This is a genomic window from Actinomyces israelii (assembly GCF_030253495.1).
Lineage (GTDB): Bacteria > Actinomycetota > Actinomycetes > Actinomycetales > Actinomycetaceae > Actinomyces > Actinomyces israelii.
In genome coordinates this window covers 3,864,257-3,884,970 of sequence record NZ_CP124548.1, presented here as the reverse complement: position 1 = coordinate 3,884,970, position 20,714 = coordinate 3,864,257, and the positions used below count along the sequence as shown (strand labels likewise).

At 68.9% G+C, this 20,714-nt stretch carries 19 protein-coding genes and 1 pseudogene; 15 read left to right on the top strand and 5 right to left on the bottom strand.

Translation table 11 applies throughout. The annotated features are described in order from the left end of the window. Positions 1–207 precede the first annotated feature (207 nt). On the top strand, positions 208–627 hold the full coding sequence (locus AIF0345_RS16155; RefSeq protein WP_268917733.1) for a hypothetical protein: 420 nt from the start codon (positions 208–210) through the stop codon (positions 625–627). A 4-nt stretch (positions 628–631) separates the two neighbouring features. Continuing rightward, positions 632–1,081 carry a hypothetical protein gene (locus tag AIF0345_RS16150; protein ID WP_268917734.1) on the top strand — a complete coding sequence of 150 codons (450 nt, stop codon included), beginning with the start codon at positions 632–634 and terminating at the stop codon, positions 1,079–1,081. Positions 1,082–1,501: 420 nt separating this feature from the next. Here the strand turns inward: AIF0345_RS16150 and AIF0345_RS16145 are convergent, their stop codons facing one another. After that, positions 1,502–3,070 (bottom strand): MATE family efflux transporter, encoded by a 1,569-nt coding sequence (locus AIF0345_RS16145; protein WP_404975955.1) that lies wholly within the window; start codon positions 3,068–3,070, stop codon positions 1,502–1,504. Positions 3,071–3,520: 450 nt separating this feature from the next. Here AIF0345_RS16145 and dnaB point away from each other — a divergent pair, with 450 nt between their 5' ends. After that, positions 3,521–4,978 carry a replicative DNA helicase gene (gene dnaB, locus AIF0345_RS16140; protein ID WP_404975954.1) on the top strand — a complete coding sequence of 486 codons (1,458 nt, stop codon included), beginning with the start codon at positions 3,521–3,523 and terminating at the stop codon, positions 4,976–4,978. A gap of 121 nt (positions 4,979–5,099) precedes the next feature. Here the strand turns inward: dnaB and AIF0345_RS16135 are convergent, their stop codons facing one another. Next, a complete protein-coding gene (locus AIF0345_RS16135; RefSeq protein WP_285296727.1) occupies positions 5,100–6,734 on the bottom strand; it encodes an amino acid permease in 1,635 nt (544 codons plus the stop codon). A 166-nt stretch (positions 6,735–6,900) separates the two neighbouring features. On the opposite strand from AIF0345_RS16135, the gene ddaH reads away from it, so the two are divergent. After that, a complete protein-coding gene (gene ddaH / locus AIF0345_RS16130; RefSeq protein WP_043560305.1) occupies positions 6,901–7,677 on the top strand; it encodes a dimethylargininase in 777 nt (258 codons plus the stop codon). A gap of 114 nt (positions 7,678–7,791) precedes the next feature. On the opposite strand, the gene AIF0345_RS16125 is transcribed toward ddaH, so the two are convergent. Both AIF0345_RS16125 and AIF0345_RS16865 read right to left on the bottom strand, forming a co-directional pair. Continuing rightward, entirely contained in the window at positions 7,792–8,364 is a 573-nt protein-coding gene (locus AIF0345_RS16125) for a hypothetical protein (protein ID WP_043560309.1), read from the bottom strand. Further along, positions 8,361–8,653: pseudogene (locus AIF0345_RS16865) on the bottom strand (ATP-binding cassette domain-containing protein); the annotation flags it as partial. The gene AIF0345_RS16125 and the pseudogene AIF0345_RS16865, both read right to left, overlap by 4 nt. An 816-nt stretch (positions 8,654–9,469) precedes the next feature. Between AIF0345_RS16865 and AIF0345_RS16115 the strand changes: the two are divergent. The 6 genes from AIF0345_RS16115 (at position 9,470) to AIF0345_RS16090 (ending at position 13,421) form a co-directional block, all read left to right on the top strand. Continuing rightward, entirely contained in the window at positions 9,470–10,063 is a 594-nt protein-coding gene (locus tag AIF0345_RS16115; RefSeq protein WP_285296725.1) for a hypothetical protein, read from the top strand. Beyond that, the gene (locus AIF0345_RS16110) at positions 10,060–10,488 is read left to right on the top strand and encodes an amidase domain-containing protein (RefSeq protein WP_285296724.1); all 429 of its coding nucleotides are present in this window, start codon (positions 10,060–10,062) and stop codon (positions 10,486–10,488) included. Before AIF0345_RS16115 ends, AIF0345_RS16110 begins: the two co-directional genes overlap by 4 nt. 522 nt (positions 10,489–11,010) lie before the next feature. Next, positions 11,011–11,313, top strand: a complete 303-nt coding sequence (locus AIF0345_RS16105) for a helix-turn-helix domain-containing protein (protein WP_285296723.1) — start codon at positions 11,011–11,013, stop codon at positions 11,311–11,313. A gap of 9 nt (positions 11,314–11,322) precedes the next feature. Next, positions 11,323–12,390 carry an IS630 family transposase gene (locus AIF0345_RS16100; protein ID WP_285296722.1) on the top strand — a complete coding sequence of 356 codons (1,068 nt, stop codon included), beginning with the start codon at positions 11,323–11,325 and terminating at the stop codon, positions 12,388–12,390. Continuing rightward, positions 12,383–12,874: a transposase family protein gene (locus AIF0345_RS16095; protein ID WP_285296721.1), complete on the top strand. Its 492-nt coding sequence runs from the start codon at positions 12,383–12,385 to the stop codon at positions 12,872–12,874. Before AIF0345_RS16100 ends, AIF0345_RS16095 begins: the two co-directional genes overlap by 8 nt. 391 nt (positions 12,875–13,265) lie before the next feature. Further along, positions 13,266–13,421, top strand: a complete 156-nt coding sequence (locus AIF0345_RS16090; protein ID WP_273167348.1) for a hypothetical protein — start codon at positions 13,266–13,268, stop codon at positions 13,419–13,421. A gap of 294 nt (positions 13,422–13,715) precedes the next feature. On the opposite strand, the gene AIF0345_RS16085 is transcribed toward AIF0345_RS16090, so the two are convergent. Further along, positions 13,716–15,446, bottom strand: coding sequence for a DUF5635 domain-containing protein (locus tag AIF0345_RS16085; RefSeq protein WP_285296720.1), 1,731 nt, complete (start codon positions 15,444–15,446; stop codon positions 13,716–13,718). A gap of 443 nt (positions 15,447–15,889) precedes the next feature. On the opposite strand from AIF0345_RS16085, the gene AIF0345_RS16080 reads away from it, so the two are divergent. The 5 genes from AIF0345_RS16080 to AIF0345_RS16060 all read left to right on the top strand — a co-directional run bounded on the left by AIF0345_RS16080 (position 15,890) and on the right by AIF0345_RS16060 (position 20,709). Continuing rightward, complete coding sequence (locus AIF0345_RS16080) at positions 15,890–16,177, top strand: hypothetical protein (protein ID WP_285296719.1); 288 nt, start codon at positions 15,890–15,892, stop codon at positions 16,175–16,177. Between the two features lie 142 nt (positions 16,178–16,319). Then, positions 16,320–16,793, top strand: coding sequence for a hypothetical protein (locus AIF0345_RS16075; RefSeq protein WP_285296718.1), 474 nt, complete (start codon positions 16,320–16,322; stop codon positions 16,791–16,793). A gap of 45 nt (positions 16,794–16,838) precedes the next feature. Then, positions 16,839–18,608 (top strand): hypothetical protein, encoded by a 1,770-nt coding sequence (locus AIF0345_RS16070; RefSeq protein ID WP_285296717.1) that lies wholly within the window; start codon positions 16,839–16,841, stop codon positions 18,606–18,608. 2 nt (positions 18,609–18,610) lie between these two features. Continuing rightward, positions 18,611–19,861 (top strand): hypothetical protein, encoded by a 1,251-nt coding sequence (locus AIF0345_RS16065; protein WP_285296716.1) that lies wholly within the window; start codon positions 18,611–18,613, stop codon positions 19,859–19,861. Next, a complete protein-coding gene (locus AIF0345_RS16060; protein WP_285296715.1) occupies positions 19,858–20,709 on the top strand; it encodes a serine/threonine-protein kinase in 852 nt (283 codons plus the stop codon). The genes AIF0345_RS16065 and AIF0345_RS16060 overlap by 4 nt, the downstream gene beginning before the upstream one ends. Positions 20,710–20,714 lie beyond the last annotated feature (5 nt).

Here is a 20,714-nt window from a genome sequence, read left to right as displayed (position 1 = left end):
CGACCCATCATTGCACGGCGCGCGGGCGACGTCGTCAAGGTCTAAGAATTGAGACTGGCGATCCGAGGCGCCCCGGAGGCGGGTCCTCAAGAGATGTGTATAAGAAATGAGACTCGTGGATGAGCGGGGTGCGACGTAGATTAATGGCCGTCCCAATCGCCGGCCCCTGAGCGGGGCGGGTCCTGTGGTTGAGAGGAAAGTGATGTCGTGGAAGGCGTAATTGGTGTCATCGTCATTTTTGGTGTGTGCTTCGCCGTGGTGCACTTCTATTCGAAGTTCCTGATGTCGGGAATGGCGAGCCGTACAATTGTGACCAGCGCCTCGCCGGCTCAGGTTCGAGACGCGTTCGTGCGCAAGGTGGCGGGGAGCACGTGGAAGATCGTCGATGACGGGAACCCGATGATCGCGCAGAGCCCGCTGGTGACGGGTATTCGCCAGCAGATCGGGCTCGAAGTCAGGCAGGAGGGGGGCAGGTGCAGGGCCTGTGTCGAGGTGCTGCGCTGGACCGAGAAGCACGGCATGCCGAACAAGGCATACACCCTGCGCATGCGCCTGAGCTCCTTCGTCAACGAGATGCAGCGCCTCGACCCCGGTGCCAGCGTCACCACAACCCCTCTGAAGGGTTGACGCCGTGGTAGCCGTCATTCTGGTCATCGGTCTGGTCGCCCTGGGAGTGCAGGCCTACCTCACCATGAGAGGATTCGGTCCGCCGTGCTCTCCGGACGGCTTCGACCCGATGCATTATGAGGAACGGGTACTTCTGGCGCCCCCGGCGACGGTTCTGGAGGCCTACGGACGGGCTGCGGCGCAGACTGGGGGAATGCGGGTCTATGCCACCGGAAGCAACTGCCTGTTCATTGACTCCCGCCCGTCGGCTCTCGTCCTGGACGGAGACTACGGATCAACCATCCGGGTGCAGGTCGCTCCCGCCGAGAACGGCGCGAGCGCTGTGCGGGTCGAGTCGGTGCCGAAAACTCCCTGGGTGGCGGCAATCGGCCGCGTGGGCGCCGGCTTTGTGGCCAAGGAGCGCGCCCTCAGAATGACCGCGAAACGCCTGACCGGCATCTCCGAGAGCCTGTAGAGCGAGACGTATCGAAGGCAGGGCTCTTGAGCAGGAGCCTTCGGGCCCGGGTCTGCGGGACGGCCGCATCCGTCCCGCAGACCCGGGCCTCTTATGCGCGGGCCTCGTCGTCCCGGCCCATCGCACGCAGGACATGACGGTACTTCTCCAGGCAGTCGGCCTGATCCCGCCGGGCGCCGATCTGACGGTGAAGTTCCAGGGCCCGCCGGAATGCGGTGAGCGCCTTCGTGTGCCGGCCTCGTAGACGAGGGACTCGCCCTCGACGCGCCTGTGCGACGCGTGGTTGAGCTTGTCGTCATCCTTCTTCTTCATACTCCGATCCACCTACTCCCCTCCCCCGTCTCCCGTGCGCCTTGCTCCTGCGCCTTGAGGCGACCGGCGGGGCGCACGGGCGCATCCGGTTCTCACCGCCCCGCGCGCTCAGTGGCGCCAGGCGCTGCCGCGGGCGCGCAGGCCGGTGGTCAGCGCCCGCATCCCCATGAACACCCAGGCGAAGGCCACCCACAGCCAGGCGAGTCCGACGCCGGGCGTGACCGCTGCGGCTGGAAGAGCCTTGGCCACGACCACCGTCAGGGGCAGGTACGGGACCAGGGTGATGAGCCCGGCTCCCGCCAGGTAGCGGCCGTCGCCCGCTCCCGTGAGCACGCCGTCGAACAGGTAGACGGCGCCTGCCAGGGGCATGGCCGAGGCCGCCACGAGCAGCGCCGGAGTCGCCGTCGTCACCACAGCGGCCTCCGAGCTGAACACGCGCGGCAGCCAGGGGCTCGCCGCCGCCAGCACGACGCCGATCACCGCGCCCACCGCGACGCCCCACGCCAGGCACCGGCGCAGCACCGCGTCCAGGGCGCACCTCGGATCGGTGCCGGCACCGCCGACGACGGCGCCGTCGGACGCCGGGAGGGCATCGGGTCGGCGCCGGGAACCCGCGTCTCCGGGGGCCGCGCCGGGCCGGCCGGGCGCGCCGTCGTCGTCGCTGGTCTCCCGCCCCGCGTCCGCCTGGCCCAGGGCGGTGCCGACCAGCGCCTGCGCCGCGATCGCCAGCGCGTCCAGTGCGAAGGAGGAGAAGCTCCACAGCGAGTTGACCACCTGGTGGGCCGCCAGCGGCAGCTCCCCGAGCGACGTCGCCGCCCACACTGTCGCCAGGATCGCCGCCCGCAGCGACAGGGTGCGCACCAGCAGCGGCGTCCCCGCCCCCAGGGACGCCCGCAGGCCGCGGCGCCGCGGCGCCAGACCCACGCCCGAGCCGCGTGCCGCCCGGACCACGGGAGCCATGAGCGCCACCGCCATGACGCTCTGGGTGATCGCGGTGCCCAGGCCCGACCCGGCGATCCCCATCCCGACGCCGTACAGGAGCACGGCGTTGAGCCCCACGTTGAGGGCCGCCCCGGCACTGGCCACGACGAAGGGCGTGCGGGTGTCCAGCAGGCCCCGCAGCATGCCGGTGGCGGCGTAGACGACGAGCATTCCCGGGATACCGGGGGCCGAGGCCCGCAGGTAGGCGCATGCCGCTTCGGCGACGTCGCCGCCAGCGCCCATGGCGGCGACCACCCGCGGCGCTCCCGCCGCCAGCAGCGCCGCCGCCCCCAGCCCGAGGAGCGCCGCCAGCCAGGCGCCGTCGATGCCGGCGCGCAGGCCGCCGCGCCGGTCGCCGGCGCCGAAGAGGCGGGCGGTGGTCGCCGTCGTGGCGTAGGCGAGGAAGACGAACAGGCCCACGGCCGTGGTCAGCACCGTCGAGGCGAGCGACAGGCCCGCCAGGCTCGTGGCGCCCAGGTGTCCGACCATGGCTGAGTCGATGAGGACGAACAGGGGCTCGGCGACCAGGGCGCCGAGGGCGGGCACGGCCAGGGACAGGATCTGACGGTCGAGGGCGGGGCCGGGCGGTCGGGTGGGCGAGGCGCTGGCCGGCTGGGCGGCGGGCGATGAATCAGCTGGCTGGGCGGACGGCTGCCCGGCCAGCGGGTCGTCGGGCGATGCAACGGGGCGGGTCACGATTTTCTGGAGTCCTCCACGGTCTGGGGCCCGGCCAGTGTCTCACGTGCGCCGCGGCCCGCCGCGCTTCGCGTCGTGCCCCGCGCCGCCCGGACGGGTTCGATCCCCAGGCAAGCCGCAGACCTCAGGGTGAGGTAGAGGTTCATCCACAGGTTTACCCACTTGTCCACAGATTCCTCCGGGGCGCCCAGGGTTCGTGCTGTGAATCGTGACTCCGCGTGAAGAATCCCGTCGTTCCAACGGTTCTGCCGCTGCATCCAGCTGCGCGGCCACCAGTCTGGTACGGCTGTGCACAAGCGGCACGGCGCGTCGTCCACAACCGCGGAGGAGTTATCCACAAGGGGCTGCGGATTGTCCACAGGCGGCGAGTGGATACCGGCTTGCGAGCGGTGTGGCCGCCCGCTATGGTCGCGCGCGCACCCGGCCGGGTGCACGGCAGGGGAGGCGCGCATGAGAGACATCGACCCCGGCCCGGGCTTCGAGTCCGGCCGGTCAGGCGCCGACGACGGCATCAGCGGCCCGGTGCGCTACGACGACGCCTTCGACCGCATCCCGCCCCAGGACCTCGAGGCCGAGATGGCCACGCTCGGCGGAATGCTCCTGAGCAAGGAGGCCATCACCGACGTCATCGAGGTGCTGCGCGGCACGGAGTTCTACAAGCCGGCCCACGAGTCGATCTACGACGCCGTCGTCGAGGTCTACAACCGCTCCGAGCCGGCCGACCCGCTCATTGTGGCCGACGAGCTGGCCAAGCGCGGCGAGCTCGAGCGCGTCGGCGGCGCCCCCTACCTCGCCTCCCTCATGGCGACCGTGCCCACCGCGGCCAACGCCGCCTACTACGCGCGCATCGTGCGCGAGAAGGCCCTCATGCGCGGGCTCGTCCAGGCGGGCACGCGCATCACCCAGCTCGGCTACTCCACCGACGCCGGCGACATCGCCGAGCTCGTCACGCTCGCCGAGGCCGAGGTCTACTCCGTGGCCCACTCCGAGGGGGAGAAGGAGGACTACGTCCCGGTCGGCGAGCTGCTCAACGAGGCCAACCTCCAGATCGAGGCCGGGCAGGCGCGCGAGAACGGCCAGATGACGGGCGTGCCCACGGGCTTCGTCGAGCTCGACGAGCTCACCGGCGGCCTGCACCCCGGGCAGATGATCATCGTCGCCGCGCGTCCCGCCATGGGCAAGTCCACCCTCGCCGTCGACTTCTGCCGCTCGGCCTCCATGCACTCCCGGCGCGCCGACGGCTCCCTCATCCCCAGCTGCTACTTCTCCCTGGAGATGGGGCGCATGGAGCTCATGATGCGCATCCTGGCCGCCGAGTCCGGAGTGGACATGAACAAGCTGCGCGGCGGGCGGCAGATGACCGAGCGCGACTGGGAGGACGTGGCGCGCGCCTACAACCCGGTCAGCGAGGCGCCGCTGTTCATCGACGACTCCCCGAACCTGACCATGCCGGAGATCCGCTCCAAGGCGCTGCGCCTCAAGCAGCAGGGCGACCTGGGTCTCATGGTCATCGACTACCTGCAGCTGATGACCTCGGGCAAGCGCGTGGAGTCCCGCCAGCAGGAGGTCTCCGAGTTCTCCCGCTCCCTGAAGCTGCTGGCCAAGGAGCTCGAGGTCCCAGTGGTCGCCGTCGCCCAGCTCAACCGCGGCCCCGAGCAGCGCACCGGCAACAAGCCGCAGATGTCCGACCTGCGCGAGTCCGGCTCGCTGGAGCAGGACGCGGACATCATTATGCTGCTGCACCGCCCGGAGTACTACAACCAGGACGAGCGCGCGGGCGAGGCGGACATCATCGTGGCCAAGCACCGTAACGGCCAGACCCGCACCATCCCGGTCGCCTTCCAGGGGCACCTGTCGCGCTTCGCCAACATGGCGCGCGACGTGAGCGTCGAGCCCGCCTACGAGTGAGGGCCGGCTGCGGGGCTGCGAGCAGGGGCCGGCTGCGGGTCCGCGGGGCCGGGCGGGCCCGCAGCCTCTCGGCGGCCCCGCCGCTCTCGGTGAAAGGGGGCGCCGGCGGGCGCCGGCGGTCTCAGCGGACGTCGTCGGCGGACAGGTCGATCTCTGCCAGCGGGAGCGGGCGCGAGCCGCGCGCCCGCCTGTAGCCGAGCCACAGCGCCACCGCGATCGGCAGACCGATATAGGCCAAGAGCAGGCCGTACCAGCTGAAGCCCGAGATCGCCAGGTTGACGCCCTGCCCGATGATCACGCCCACGAAGACGATGAGCGCGAACCACGTGCCCGCCGGGAAGAACCGGGCGCGGTAGGGCAGCTCGTCGGTACTGCGCCCCTGGGCCCTCCAGGCGGCGCGGAACCGCAGGTGGGCCAGGCACACGCCCACCCACACGATGAAACCGGTCAGGCCGGTCGCATTGTAGAACCAGGTGTAGGCCACCGAGTCGCCCACGCGGGAGGACAGGAAGCCGAGCATGGAGATGGCGACCGTGGCCAGTACGCCCCACACGGGCACGCCGTGCGCCGTCGTCCGGGTGAAGAGCCTCGGCGCGCGTCCGGCGCCCGCCATCGAGTACAGCAGGCGGGAGCCGACGTAGAGCGTGGAGTTGCCGGCCGAGAGCACGGAGGTCAGCACGACGGCGTTCATGAAGGCGGCGGCGACGGCCAGGCCCGCCCGCTCGAAGACGAGCGTGAAGGGGCTGGCCGCGATGTTCTCCTCCGAGGCGCTCAGGAGGCTGGGGTCGGTGTAGGCCACCAGGGTCGCCACGACGACGATCGCCCCGATGTAGAACAGCATGATCCGGATGAACACGGAGTTGATGGCCCGGGGCATGGTCCTGCGGGGGTTCTCCGCCTCGCCGGCGGCCACCGCCGCGGACTCCACGCCGACGAAGGAGAACCCGGCGACCATGAGCACCGAGAACGTGCCCGACCACCCGCCCACGAAGGGGGCCTCGCCGGTCGTCCAGTTCGACAGGCCGTCCTCGTGGCCGCTGATAATGCCCACGATCATGGCCATGCCCATGACGAGGAAGACGATGATGGTGATGACCTTGATCCCCGCGAACCAGAACTCGGACTCCCCGAAGATGCGGGCGGAGAACAGGTTGAGGGCGAGGATCGTGCCGAGGAACAGCGTGCTCCACAGCAGGGAGGGGGAGTCGGGGAACCAGTACTTCATAATGATGGAGGAGGCGACCAGCTCGACGGCGATGGTCATCGCGCACGAGTACCAGTACATCCACCCCACGGTGAAGCCCAGCGCCGGCTCGACGTACTCGCCTGTGTAGGTCTCGAAGGCCCCGGCCACGGGCCGGTGGGTGACCATCTCGCCCAGCGCCGCCATCATGAAGTAGATGGCGATGCCGATGATCCCGTAGGACACGACGGCGCCGCCCGGCCCGGCGGTCGAGATCGAGGCTCCCGTGCCCACGAACAGCCCGGTGCCGATCGCTCCGCCGATGGCGATGAGGTTGACGTGCCGGGCCTTGAGGTTGCGCCGGAGGCGGCCTTCGCCGGGGCTGTCCCCTGCGGTGACGGCCGCGGTCGTCGGCGCCCCGGCGGGATCGCCCTCGGCGGAATCGCCCGCGAGTGCGGGCGCCCCGTCGGCGCCGTCTGCGGCGGGGCCGTCACCGGGCGTCTCGACGGTCGCTTGAGCGGGTGACTCTGGGCGGGAATGACCGCCGTCGGGATGTCCGTCCTGTCCGTCCATGGGTGCCTCGTTCGTCGTGTTGGTTGTGTGCCGCGCCTGTCAAGAAGACCTGTTGAGCCGCGCTGGCAAGTGGGTGGCTCGCACCGAGTGAGCCCTCACTATAACGTTGGGATGAAGAGCGCTCGATATACCGTTGCGAGCCATCCCCGAAGACCGGAGTCATCACATGGAGATCACTAAGGCACTCGTCCGCAGGCCCAGCCCCCGACTCGCCGAGGGGCTGGTCACCCACATCGAGCGCAGCGCGGTCGACCTGGACCTGGCCCGCAGCCAGTGGCGGGACTACGTCGACGCCCTTCACTCCCGGGGCTGGGAGACCATCGAGGTGGACCCCGCCCCCGACTGCCCCGACTCGGTCTTCATTGAGGACGCCGTCGTCGTCTACGGGCGCACCGCCGTGATCACCCGCCCCGGCGCCGACTCGCGCAAGCCCGAGACCGAGGCCGCCGAGCGGGCCGTGGCGGCGCTCGGCTACGACGTCAAGCGCATCACCGCCCCCGGCACGCTCGACGGCGGCGACGTCCTCAAGCACGGCGGGAGGGTGTGGGTGGGCCAGGGCGGCCGCACCAACGCCGAGGGGCTGCGCCAGCTGCGCGAGCACCTGGCCGCCGAGGGGGCCGAGACGATCGGCGTGCCCCTGACCAGGGTGCTCCACCTCAAGTCAGCCGTGACCGCGCTGCCGGACGGCACCGTCGTCGGCTACGAGCCGCTGGTGGACGACCCCTCGGTGTGGGACTCCTTCCTCGCGGTGCCCGAGGAGAGCGGCGCGCACGTCGTCCTGCTGGGCGGCAACCGGCTCCTCATGGCCGCCGACGCGCCGCGCTCGGCCGAGCTCTTCCGGTCGCGCGGCTACGAGGTCACCGAGGTCGACATCTCCGAGTACGAGAAGCTCGAGGGCTGTGTGACCTGCCTGTCGGTGCGCCTGCGCGGCTGCCCCGCCTGAGGGCGCAGGGCGGCGCGGGCCGGCCGGTTCGCGACGGCGGATGGCGCGGCTGCCCCGCCTGAGCGCGCCGGGGCAGGTACTTGCCGTCGAGGCCTGCCGCGCGGCCCGGCACGCTCAGGGCTCGGGCAGACGGATCGTGCGCAGGCGCAGTACCCCCAGCAGCCGGCTGGTCGTGCCCAGCGCCGGACCGTAGGCCGCCCTGTGGGCCGGCCCGTGGTACAGGTAGTCGCCCGCTTCAGGGCCCAGTGGCCCCACGGCGTCGGCGACGTCCAGGATGTAGCTCGCCGGCTCTCGGGCGGACCACAGCGGCAGGGCGAGGGTCCGGCTCTTGTCCGGGGCGACGAGCACCTGGACCGCCATGACCGCCGGGAGCAGGGGCGCACCCTCGAGGTCGCGGGGGACGACGGCGGCCACCAGCGCCCCCAGGGCCAGTGCGAGCAGGCCGATGCTCCAGCCCGGGCCCATGGACAGCAGCCGGAGCGCCGTCCACGTGTTCAGGCGGACCAGGAAGAAGGTCGGCGGGAGGAGGGCGAGCGCGAGGACCCCGCGCCGTCGGGCGAGCTCGCGCAGGGCGATGAGTGCGACCAGTCCCAGGGTGCCCGCACGGTGGCGGTTGCGCTGGCGCGCTCCGCCGGGGGCGGGGCGGGCTGCGTCGAGGGCCGGGCCCGCTGTTGATGCGCTGCTCATGCCGTCTCCTTCGACGTGTGCTCGGGGGCGGGCGGTTCGACCACCCGGTCGACGAGGTCGACGTCGCGCAGGAGGTGGGTGACGAGCGGGACTCCGGCCCCGGAGTCCCGCTAGGACGAGATCAGCGTCCACAAGTCCTCGTAGGCCAGGCGCCGAAGCTCCGGTAGGGCTCGTCGAGGAGCAGCAGTGCCGGGGAGTCGAGTTAGCTGGGTCAGGCGACGTTGAGCCTCTGCTGCGTGCCGCCGGACAGGGCTCCGGCGGGGCGCCGGTCGCGGCGGGCGCTCACGCCGCTCAGCCGGAGCATGACCGGACCGGACTGTGGGGGCGCAGAGGACTTCGAGGTCCCGTCGGCGCTGTCGAGCGGGGCGCCGACGTCCTGCAGGGCGGAGGCGAGCTCGCGGGCGTACAGCACCGCCGGGCCCGGAGCCCGCGCCCGGACTCGCGGCACCCTGGCACGCCTCCGCCCAGCTCGCCGACCACCCGGAGGACCACGGAGCTCGCCCTCCGGGCGGGCAGGACCAGGGCGTGCTGGGCGGGCGCCCGGGCGGAAGCCGGCGGGCGCCACCCTCAAGGAACGAGAGGGCCTATCAGATGGCCCACCACCACAAGAAGCAAGACCATCCGAGATACTGCCCCCTCAGGCCGAGCCCGGTACACACGATCAGAGACAGCCCCACCCCGCCCCGAGGCACAGGACACCCGGCGAGGCCGACCAGGAGCACCGAGCAGCAAGACAAGCAGCTTGAGACACCGCCTTCAAGACCCCCCAAGACACGCCCGGCAGCTCAAGCACCGCCGGCAACCCTGCCGAGCGCAAAGACACCTCAGCCAATAGGGTAAATCTATTTATGATCCAAGAAAAATTGATTATGTTTGCACTCTGGGAGTGTTCTGACGCTCCTCTGGAAATATCTACCGCAGGGTAGACGTCCCAGAAAAAAAGATGCATACTATACGCGACGGCCCTGGAAGCGCAATCGAGTACCTTTGGAGGTTGCCGATGAAGAGAGGATCAATTTTGTTGTGCGGGCTCGCGCTGACGCTCGACCTTACTTTTGCGCTCTCATTTCACCCGTCGTCGCCGGCGTCAAGCGTGCAAAGTGAATTGAGCAATGACGCAGTGTCCGCGGCCGTAAATGAGTACCAGGCCGAGCTTGATGCGGAGTGGACAGGTCCGAGCAATTCAAGCGGGTCAGTGCTCACTTCGGCGGAAATCGCCAACAACAATATTCGAGAAAAGCTCATCGCCATTGGTGAGCCAGTTATGTCGGCAGAAAGTACCGTGGAGATTCTCGGTACCGAGCAGGACGGCGACAGAATTACTGTTTCTGCGAGGATCTCAACCACCTTTATTTACGGAGGAAAACAGGGGAATAGTTCTCCAGGCGTGGTGACTGATAATCACACAATAGTTCTCTCGTCCAGCGGAGACGAGACATACTCCGTTATCGAGGATACTGTCACCAACAAGAACGGGGACGGATCTCCGGGCGGTGTTCCCGATGGGTACAACCCACATAAATCATCAAGCGAGGAGACTTCGCCAAGCACCTCGGACGGCGGTACTTCGGCACCAACGGCTGCATTGCCTGTGTACAGCAGCACGAGTCCAGATGTAGCCAGTATGACAGACTACGCTATAACCTGGACCAGCGGGCGGTATAGAGGCGACGAGGCAGAGCACTTATCCTTACTTTGAGAAATAACTGCGCCAATTTCGTCTCACAGGTTCTGCGTGCCGGTGGGTGGGGGTATGACGACGGATTTATTCCAAGAAATACGGCTAGCTGGGCTCCGAATCTATCTGGCCCCGGAGGCGCATCTTGGACGTGGGTGAACGCCGCATATCAGTATACGTACGTACGTAACGGGTCTTATGGCTATCTGGACAACATCTGGAACGCTAATCCAGGAGACTTGCTCTACGTAGACTGGGAGGGTGATGAAGAAATTAACCACGTCATGGTCGTTACGGTCACGACGCCGGAAGGCGACCCATCAATTACCCAGAAATCGACAAGCAGGTCGAACGTCTCCCTTCATCACTTGATCCGGCTGGCAGAGAAGGAGGGAATGGATGCGAATGACTTCATTTGGTACGGTCTCCAACGTAAACAGCAGTGAGATCCATATTGAGTAATGTCGGCATGCATCTTGGAGTGGAGTGTAAAATTTGTCCGCAACAATGACGGAGCAGATCGTCGCGTTAGTACTCGGGGCTCTGACGGTCATCGCGGCTGTCGCACCTTGGGTGTGGAACCGCCGTGGCGGTCTCAGAAGCTCCATAGTTAGACGGCTCGTAATATCGCTGTCGGCGACGATAGCTGTCGCATATGCCTGTTTGTGGACACAAGCCGACGCTCATACCATGACCGCGTCCGGTGATCGTGCGCTGTGCGGGGGAGGATATCTTTATATGCTGGACTCCCGTCTCGAACAGCTTGAAGGATTCTCCCATGAATGCATCGTCCAGAGTCGGATTGCTATCGCAGTAATCTTGTCGATAATAATAGCAATTATTGGGCTGGAGCATCTCATGCTGCGCCGATTCATTACTGGAGGTCGTCAGCACATCAAGACATCCTAGCGGACGAGCTCGTCTTCGATGTCTGCCAGGCCATCCGTTCCGATGCGGTGAATGCGCCTGTGGCGGGATCCCGCGTCCCGGGGACGTACCGGTGCGTGCACTCGGTCCTGATGCTCCTGCGCCTCAACCTGCCCCAGGCTCTGCCGGCCACCATGGCCAGGGTGTCCCGGTCCACCGCTTCTCGCGTCGTCTCGGCCCGGACGCCCGTGATCGCCCAGGCCCTTCAGGCGAATGTGCCGGTGGTGGAGGACCTGGACCCCACCGCCCGGCTCGTCGTTGATATGGCCGGAATTAAACAAAATGGCATTCTGGGGCAGCTGCTGCGGGATTCCTGGTTGGCGTCTGCGGAGCACCTCGTATAAGATAATCTCATGCAGATCGACATGACGGACGAGGAACGGGACATCCTCATCAGGTGGAAGAAGCGCTCGGACACCTACAGGCTGGTGAGAATGAAGGCGGAGGCGATTGTGTACGCTGCCCGCGGCGTCGGCCTGGATATTATCGCGGAGATGGTCGAGCGGGCCGAGGGGACGGTACGTGAGTGGCTGTCAGAATGGCGGCAGACCAGGATGGGCTCCGTGGTAACCGGTCACGCCGGCAACGAGAACGCGGCAAAGCTCAAGCGGGCGCAGAAGGAGGAGCTGGAGGAGATTCTCAGTAGACCGCCCTCGGAGGCAGGCGTCAAAGCCGGTTTCTGGGACGTCCCGGCCCTTAAGGACGTCGTGTCCATCAAGTTCGGAGTCGAGTACAGGTCCGAGTCCTCCTACCGGCTGCTCATGCGCTTTCTGGGCATGACCTTCAAGCTCCCCGACCCGTTCGACAAGCGCCGCGACGAGAAGGCCATCGCCAGGCGGATGGCCGAGATCCGGCGCCAGGTCAACGATCTGCTGGAAGAAGGCTGGGAGGTCTACACCGTCGACGAGGTCCGCGTCGAGCACGAGGCCGAGACGAGGCGCATGTGGCTTCCCAAGGGAAAGAGAACAAAACTGTACGTGGACCGCAAGAAGGCGAGCCAGTCGTTCTTCGGGGCACTGAGCCTGACGACCAAGAAAATGAAGATCTACCCCATCGAGGGAAACCAGAACGCCGAGCAGATCACCCTCATGATGGGTCGCCTGGCGCGCGAGACCGATGAGGGGAAGAAGATCGCGGTGGTCCTGGACAACGCCAGGTTCCACCACGCCAAGGCTTTGAACGATCTTTATGCCCCCGGCCAGGCTCTGGAGCGCATCACACCCATCTACATGCCCCCGTACGCCCCCGATCACAATCCCACAGAACACGTGTGGAACGCCGCCAAAGCCAACATCGCCAACCTCCAGCGCGACACCCCGGAGAACACCTTCGCGGCCTTCACCGCCTACATCACCAACCGCACCTTCGACTACGACTTCGAGCACCTCCCAATCACACCATCACACACCGATCTTGTTTAATTCCAGCCATAGCACGCTCCTGCCGTGCTGGTCCTGGAAGGACGGGCCGGATCTGTATCCGGGCAGACACAAGGCCACGGGCCTCGACATCCAGGTCGCCTGCACCCTGACTGGCCGCCTGGCGCGGGTCTCGGACCCACTGCCCGGTCGGGTCCATGACACCGCGGCCACCAGGGCCTCAGGCCTGCTGGACGTCCCTGACCGCGACCTGCCGCCAGGAGCGGGGGCGACCCGACGCATCGCTGACGGGGGTTGCATCGGGCTGGGGATGATCACTCCCGGGCGCAAACCACTAGGAAGGCCACTGCCCAAGGCCGACAAGGAACGGAACAGATCCGTCGTCAAGATCCGCTACACGATAGAGCGCACCATCGCCAACCTGAGGACCTGGCGCACCCTGCACACCGACTGCCGCCGCTTCTCCCACACCCTCAAAGACGCCCTCACAGCAGTCCTCGGAATCACATTCACCCACACCGCATGAATAAGTCTCTTTCCATCACTGCCCGAGAAACACCAGGCACTCCGATGAGTGATCCTGACGGAGTGTTGGCCAGGTCGGGCGGGCGGCGGGCCCCGACGTCAACGGAGGTACGTTCACGTTCCAGCGCGCTCCAGCGGATCGGCGGCCCCACCGCCCCCGCGCCGAGATCGGTTCGCTTCCGTACCGAGGCCGGTCCGGGGTACCGGCCTGACGCCCGCCGGGCGCTGCTGCGCCACTCCGGAACCCATCATCTGTGTCCATGCGCCCACCTCATTGCCCTGTACGAATCTTCACCGCTGCACGGGCGGGAGATCGGCCTGATTCTGGAGTGTGAGGACGGGCGGGTGATCGTCGTCGAGGCCAGGGTTGAGGCCGCAAGGCCGCCTTGTCGGTGTCCGCCGCCGATGCCAGGCACCTGCGGTGGCTGGAGGAGAGGATCGGCGACCGTCTGGTGGCCGGCGTTGTCCTGACGACGGACGACCGGGCCCGCCACCTGGGTGGCAGCCTGTGGGCACTGCCGGTCGCGGCGCTGTGGAGGCTCGGCTGAGGCGTCATGAATGCGTGTTTTCCCCGGAATCTCGCTGAATGTTGATTTAGGGTAACGCTAAATCAACATGGTTCTGCGGTTCGGGCGGTTCCGTGATGGTTTCGGGCCGGGGCGCTGCGGCGGCTCTGGGTCGGTCCTGTGCCGGTCCTGTGCCGGTTCCGTGCCGGCCCTGTCCCGGTGGGCCGACAAGATGGCACAATGAGCGATCGGACCGGTCCCGGCGCGGAGTACGACCGACTCCGGCGAGGGCGAGGAGGCGGCGGGGACCGGCCGTGCTCTCGACTCTCGCCGTCCTTACAAGTGCGCGAGTCGGTATGCGGTGGCCCTGCCCGAGCCGATGCGGCGCAGCTCCTGCCGCTCGGCCATGGTCACCAGGATCTTCTGCGCGGTACCGCGGGAGACGCCCGCCAGCCGCATGAGGTCGCCGGTGCTGATCGTCTCGAAGGCGCGGCACCACTGGCGGGCGGTCGACAGGCACTGCTCGGCCCGTGTCGATGCGTACCCGACGACGTCGGCGAACCAGGGGGCCCTGCGGGCCGGCATGGCGATCCTGCGCGGCCCGTTCCCCAGAAGCCAGGCATCGGCGTACCTCTCGATGAGCGGCGCCTCCGCCACCGTGCACTGAGCGGTCGCCCGCAGGGCGGCACCCGCCCCCTCGGCGTCCGTCTGCAGGGCCGTGACGACGGCGTCGAATGTGGTGAAGGGGGAGTGCAGGAGGAGATCGACAATGACGGCCACGCGCATGTCCCGCCGTCGGGGCAGCGGGCGGATCTGCTCGAACAGCTCGGCGATCGGCAGAATAGGGTCGCCGCCGGCGAGCGTGCACGTCACGTGCGGGCCGGCCTCCTCGACGATGGTGGGCGGCCTGTGTCCGAGGGGGATCATGGCCGTGTACATGCGGTCAACCCCGAGCCCCCGCTTCTCGACCAGGGACAGGGCGCGGAACAGGTCCGCCAGCGCGGGGTAGCGCGCGTGCCGGTTGCTCAGGACGTTCGAGGCGCTGATTCCCCCGGTGAACCCGCCGGGGCTGCGCACCACGAGTGTGGAGTCCAGCGAGATCCAGCGGACCTCGGTGGGCTCGGTCGAGTTCCAGTCGCGGTGAATGACCCCGTTGAGGATCGCCTCCCGCACCGCCGTCTGCGGGACCAGGCGCTGGCGGGGCAGGGCGAACCGGTCAGAGGGCTGCGCCGAGTAGGTGTTGAGTGCGTCCAGGGTGCGCTCGACGACGTCGACCTGCTCCAGCAGCGACAGCGAGGGGTCGGCCTCGATCCGGTTGGTGACAGCGCCGCCGTGGACGTCCAGGACCGTGAGGTCGATGAGCGTCGCCCGTGCCGGCGTGAGGGTCAGGCGCGCCGCCTGCGAGAGGTGGCCGTCGGAGCGGAGCGCTGCGATCCGGCGCAGGATGTCGATACTCGTCTCGGAGTCGTCGGCCTGGAGGCCGGCGCGCGCGAGGACCATGGCTCCCGCGGTCACGGCGTCCGCGGTGAGGGTGGAGCGGTCCGCCATCGAGTCGTGGTCCCGGGCCTGCTCGCGGTGGAGCCACCACTCGGCGCGGTCCACAGGCCTGCACGAGTCGCCGACTCGCCATCGCAGGCGGTCCGAGGTGTCCGGCACCGGCTCGCGGGACTCGGCCACGTACAGGATGAGGACGCGCTGGCCTCCCACGCGTCGCTCCTCAATGTCGGGGGCGACATCGATCGCCCGGTGAATGCGCTGGCGGAGCCAGTCGATGCCCAGCTCGGTCCCCAGAACCGCACCGGTGCCATCCTCGATGCCGAGGATGAGGGCGCCGCCTCCCGGCGAGTTCGCCATGCAGGCGACCTCGTCGGCGAGCTTGGTCGCCGCTATGGGGTTCTCGGTGCCTCCCGGCTCGAGGTTCGGGCCGTTGCGTCGCCCGGCCTCCTCCTTGAAGTCGATGGAGGAGGTCTCGGCGGTCCTGGTGAGGGCGCCGTCCCGTTCCGAGGCGAGGATGACGTCGACGGCGCGGCGCAGCTGGTCCCGGCGGTCCAGACCGGTAGGACGCATCGGATTCTCCCCGTGATCTCGCTGAATGTTGATTTAGGGTAGCACTAAATCAACATGGTTCTGCGGTTCGGGCGGTTCCGTGATGGTTTCGGGTCGGGGCGCTGCGGCGGCTCTGGGTCGGCTCCGTGCTGGCTCCGTGCTGGCTCCGTGTCGGCCCTGTCCCGGTGGGCCGACAAGTTGGCACAATGAGCGATCGAACCGATCTCGACACGGAACTGAACCGATCTCGAGCCGGAATACGACCGGTCTCGACGCGAGGGGGCGCGGGAGGAGGCGAGCGCGCGAGGGGGGCGCGAGGAGTGGCAAGTTCTGGCCACGTCTGCTGCGCTGAAAACGAGGGACACACGGTCTCCGCCGCTGTATCCTCACCAAGGGTGCCACGGACCCCTGGCGGGGTCGGTCCTGACCGGCTCCCAATCCACCTTCCACTCCCAAGGTCACCAATGAGTCCTAGCCCCTCGCGGCGCCGTGTCATCGTCACCGGCACGGACGTCTCCCGCGCACCCCTCCCGGCGGCCCCGCAGCCGCCGGCTCGCCGGCCGGCACCCGCGGGCCCCGGCGCCCCCGCGCCGAGCCCGCCGCCGTCCGCCATGCCGGTCAGCGCGCCCCCTGTCGTGCTGAATCCCCCTCCCGCCGCGCCGGCCGGGAAGGCGGGCAGGACCCGCCTGCTGGTCGCCGTCGTCGTGCTGGTCCTTCTCGTCGTCGGCGTGGTGGTGGCCGTGACCCGGTGAGGACCCGGTGAGCGGGCGCGCCGCCCGGGGGACGACGTCGTGCGCCCCCGGCCCCGGATACGCGCGGCGACCACGACTGGCAGAGAGACCGTCCCGGGAGACCCGCCCGGCGATCGACCCGGAGACAGACAAGGAGACCACCATGGTGACCCAGCGCCGTCGCATCCAGACCAGAGCGACCGCCGACCTGACGGGCTCGACCGCCCTGGCCCCCGCAACCGTGCCCTCACAGGCGCTGAGGGCGCCCTCCCCGTTCGAGCGCAACCAGCGCCGCCGGCCCCGCTCCGCCGAGCTCGTGCAGGCCGTTCTGAACCTGGACATGACGCAGGACGCCGCCTATCGGGCCGAGCTCATCGACTGGATCGAGGCCGCCTACGCCGAGCGCATGGGCGGGGTCCTCCTGGGCCTGTTCGCCCGCTGCTACCTCGGCGCCCCCTACGTGGACCACCGGCTCACCATCGTCGGCCGCATCCTGGAGCACTACAGCGCCGGCGACGAGGTCCCGACCCCCTTCGACGGCGCCCGCGTCCTGGCTCGGTCGTCCGCCTACGCCTACATCGAGATCTACTCCGACGGCGAGGTCGTCCCCGTCACGGCCGACGGCACTCCCGCATAACCGATTCCCCTACCGCACCGATTCCACCTACCGAAAGGATCTCTCATGGCAGACGGCTATATTGATTTCAGTCCCGTTATCAGGGCTATCGATCAGGCTAACGACAATATTATCACGGTCAATAAAAATATCTCGGTCCTTGGCAACGACCTCGATCGGGTCAGCGATAGAGTCGGCCTTATCGACGACAAGGTGGACAACACTCAGAGCGAGCTGGCCGAGCTGCGCCGTCAGTTCGAGGAGTACGTCAAGCAGGCCGAGCGCACCGCCAACGTCCAGCGCGCCGAGACCAAGGTCGGTACCCTCAAGGCGGACCTGGAGCGCGAGTTCGGCCACTACAAGGTGGTCCGCCGCTCCAGCATCGGTCTTTTGCAGGCCTTCGACGTCGGCAACGTCTCGGAGTCCACGGCCAGCCAGATCAGCGAGGAGCTGATGATCCAGACCCCGCGCTACTGGCTCGCCCCCGCGCTCGTGGCGCTGGCGGCCTGGTCCCGCGACGACAAGGACATCTGCGAGCGCTCGATCACCGAGGCCTACAATCGCAGTCAGGCCAAGACCGCCCTCTTCTTCGCCCTCGTCCTGCGCCGCGAGAAGCGCGAGGCCGAGTCCGTCCGCTGGCTGCACCACTACCTGGCGGCTTGCGACCCGCGGACCCTGACCCGCGAGTTCGCCGTCATCCTGGAGGCCGCCTCCCAGGGGCAGTTCGGGCCCCGGGGCACCCAGCTGGCCCTGACCCAGCTCGCGCAGTGGACCGCCGAGCTGCGCGACAGCCAGGAGCTGGTGGCGAACCAGGTCGCCAAGTGGGTCGAGGAGCTCACCGTCAACCAGAAGGTCCTCGACCCCTCCGAGGCACCCATGCTGCGCCGGCTCGCCTCGGCCGAGGACTTCGCCAGGGTCAAGGCGCAGGCGGAGGCGACGACGGCGCTCAAGGCGTGCGCGGAGAAGTACGAGGCCATCAAGGACTCCGAGTTCACCTCCACCGGCGTCATCTCGACGCTCCTGGACGACCTGCTCATCCAGCTCGTCACCGAGTACGACGAGGAGGAGCTGCCCCTGAACCGTGAGGTCGCCTACCAGGACGCGATCATCGAGACGGGAGGCGACCTGGAGCGGGCCCGGACCAAGGCGGACCAGATGATCTCGGTGCTCGACGAGCGCACCGACGCCGTGACGCTCCAGACGAACGCCGCCATCGCCCCCGACAGCCTCGGCGTCTCGGTGCGCACCCAGCAGGTCGCCATCGGCGTGGGCAAGGATGACTTCCGCACGGCGGTGCGCGCGTACACGAAGAACTACCGGTCCCGCCACGTGGACAATGTGACGCTCACCCTGGCGCCTAACCACCACCAGCTCGCCGCGACCTACGGCTTCCGCGGTTTCACGACCTCGACGCAGACCGACGAGGCGGTCATGGCCGGCCAGCTCCGACAGGTCTGGGACGCGACCTTCGCCGCCTACATCCAGAGCGTCACCTTCAAGAACCAGCAGATGATCATACCGATCGGGATCGCCCTGGGGGTCACCCTCATCGCCTTCGTAATCAACCCCTTGGCCGGGCTCCTCGTGGCCCTGATCGCGGGCGGACTGGCCTACTACGTGATCTACCAGGCGCAGAAGGCCGCCCAGGCCAAGGTGAATGAGGCCAATGCGAGGAAGCAGCGCGCCTACGAGGAGTCTTTCACCATGCTCCAGGACGCGCGCGCCGACTTTGATGAGCTCCAGTGGGCCTACGAGGAGCAGGACGCCGACGAGGACGAGCTTTTGAGGGTCATCGACGTCTGGCCCAGCGGCGAGACCAGCGAGAAGGAGAACTGACCATGCCCGAGAGCGCCAGGAGCACCGAGAAGAGCCCTGAGACCACCGAGACCGCCCGGCCCGCCGCACCTGAGAGCACGACGCCGGTTCCCGTCCCCGAGCCCCCCGCCCCGCCGGCGGATGCCGCGAAGGCGGAGGCTGAGACCGCTCGGATTCCCCCGGTGCCCGCACCGCCGGCGGAGGCCGAGGACGCGGCGTCGTTCTTAGCGGGGAAGACCGTCGAGCTGAAGGTCACGGATGTGCTCGCCGCGGCGGATGCCGCGCAGACGGGGGCCGGTGACGTCCCGGCGAAGGTGACGGAGGCGGATGTCGACGACGCCCCGGCGGATGCCGCGCAGACGGAGTCCGCTCCGATTCCCCCGGTGTCGGCCCCGTCCGATGCGGCCGAGGCCGGGTCTGCGCCGGCGGCGGAGGCCGCGCGGGCGGAGACTGGGGCCGACGACGTCTCGGCGAAGGCTGCGGAGGCGGAGGCCGCGCCGGAGGCTCCGGCCCCCGGGCCGGTGCCCGCTCCGCCCTCGCAGGCGCAGACGGCGACCGTTCCTCCGGTATCGGCCTCGCCCGACCGGGGCGAAGCCGAGCCCGCCCTGGGTCGGGCCGCGGAGGCGGAGGTCGAGACCGTCAAGGCCAGGGAGACGGAGGTCGAGGCCGCCAGGGCCGCTAAGGCGCAGACCGCGGAGGTGGAGATTGCTCCGCTTCCTCCGGTGCCCGCTCCGCCGACGTCGTCGGCCACCCCCGCCCAGGCGGCCCAGGCAGCTCCGACAGCGGCTTCGGCCCCCGGGCCGGTGCCCGCCCCGCCCGGAGAGGCCGAGACGGCGCCCGTCCCCCGTCCTCCGGTGCCCGCCCCAACAACGTCGTCGGCCGCTCCGACGGCGGGCGCGGCCCCAGCCTCCGGGCCGGCAGCCGCCCCGACGTCGTCGGCCTATGAGGCGGTGCCCGCACCGCCCTCGGCGGCCGGCGCCCCAGTCCCGCCGCCCGGGACCCCCATCCCGCCGCCCGGCGCTCCACAGGCTGCGCCGGCGCCCGGCACGACGCCGCTGGTCCGCCGCCCTCGCAGGATGCCCCGCTTCGCGCCGGCGCCGTCCAAGGAGTCCACCACCGTCATCGACCGCAAGGACCTCCTGGCCCGCACCCGCAGCACCAAGGAGGGCCCGCAGCTCTCCAGGGAGTCGAAGATGGCGGGCAACCTGCCGGCATGGTGCCCCCTGCCTCCGCACGAGCTCATTGTGCACCGCCCGGCGAAGACCGCCTCATGACGGCCACCGGCAGCAGCGCGTACAAGTCATGGGTCACCACCCTGCGGGCCTGGTCCCGGGACACCTCCGTCAGCCTCGACTCCCTGCCGCCGCTGAACCAGGACTCCTTCAGCCCGACCACCTACAACCGGGTCCTGGACCACATGATCACCGCGATCGGCACCATGATGCGCGAGTGGAATGACAACTTCACCCGTGACTGGAACGCGGCCCTGGGCGCGGGGGACCTCCACGGCGCGGAGGCCGCCCTCGTGGAGGCCCGCCGTCGGCTCCTTCCCCGGCTCACGCTGGCGAACCACCCCGGCCTGCCCGAGAGGATCCGCACGGCCCTCATGACGGGCCTGCGCAAGGACGTCGAGTCCATCCAGAAGCAGCTGGAGGAGGACATGCAGGACGTCTCCCGGTTCACCACGCCGACCATGCGGCAGCAGCAGGAGCAGCTGGTGCGCCTCGTGCGGACGAACTCCATGGCGCGCATCTTCGACGGCGGGTACGTCGACGGGTCCGCGATCGTCCGGCTCGCCGATCAGGCCGGCGCCCCCGGGCCCGCTGTCGGGAACCCGGCCGGGGCGCCCGGACCCGCCAGCGGGGCGCCCGTGTCCGTCAATAGAGCCGTGGGGGTGCCCGGGGCCGCTCCCGGACCGGTCGTCGGGAATCCGACCGGGACGCCCGGGCCCCCCGCCGGGCCAGCCGTCGGGGGGCCCGCTCCCGGACCCGCTGTCGAGGAGCCCGGGGCCGCCGTCGGGGAGCCCGTCAACGAGGCCGCACGGGCTCCCGGACCCGCTGCCCCGACAGGACAGACAGGACACCCACGACGGACCGGCCTCTTCGGTCGGCGCTTCCGCTGAGGAGG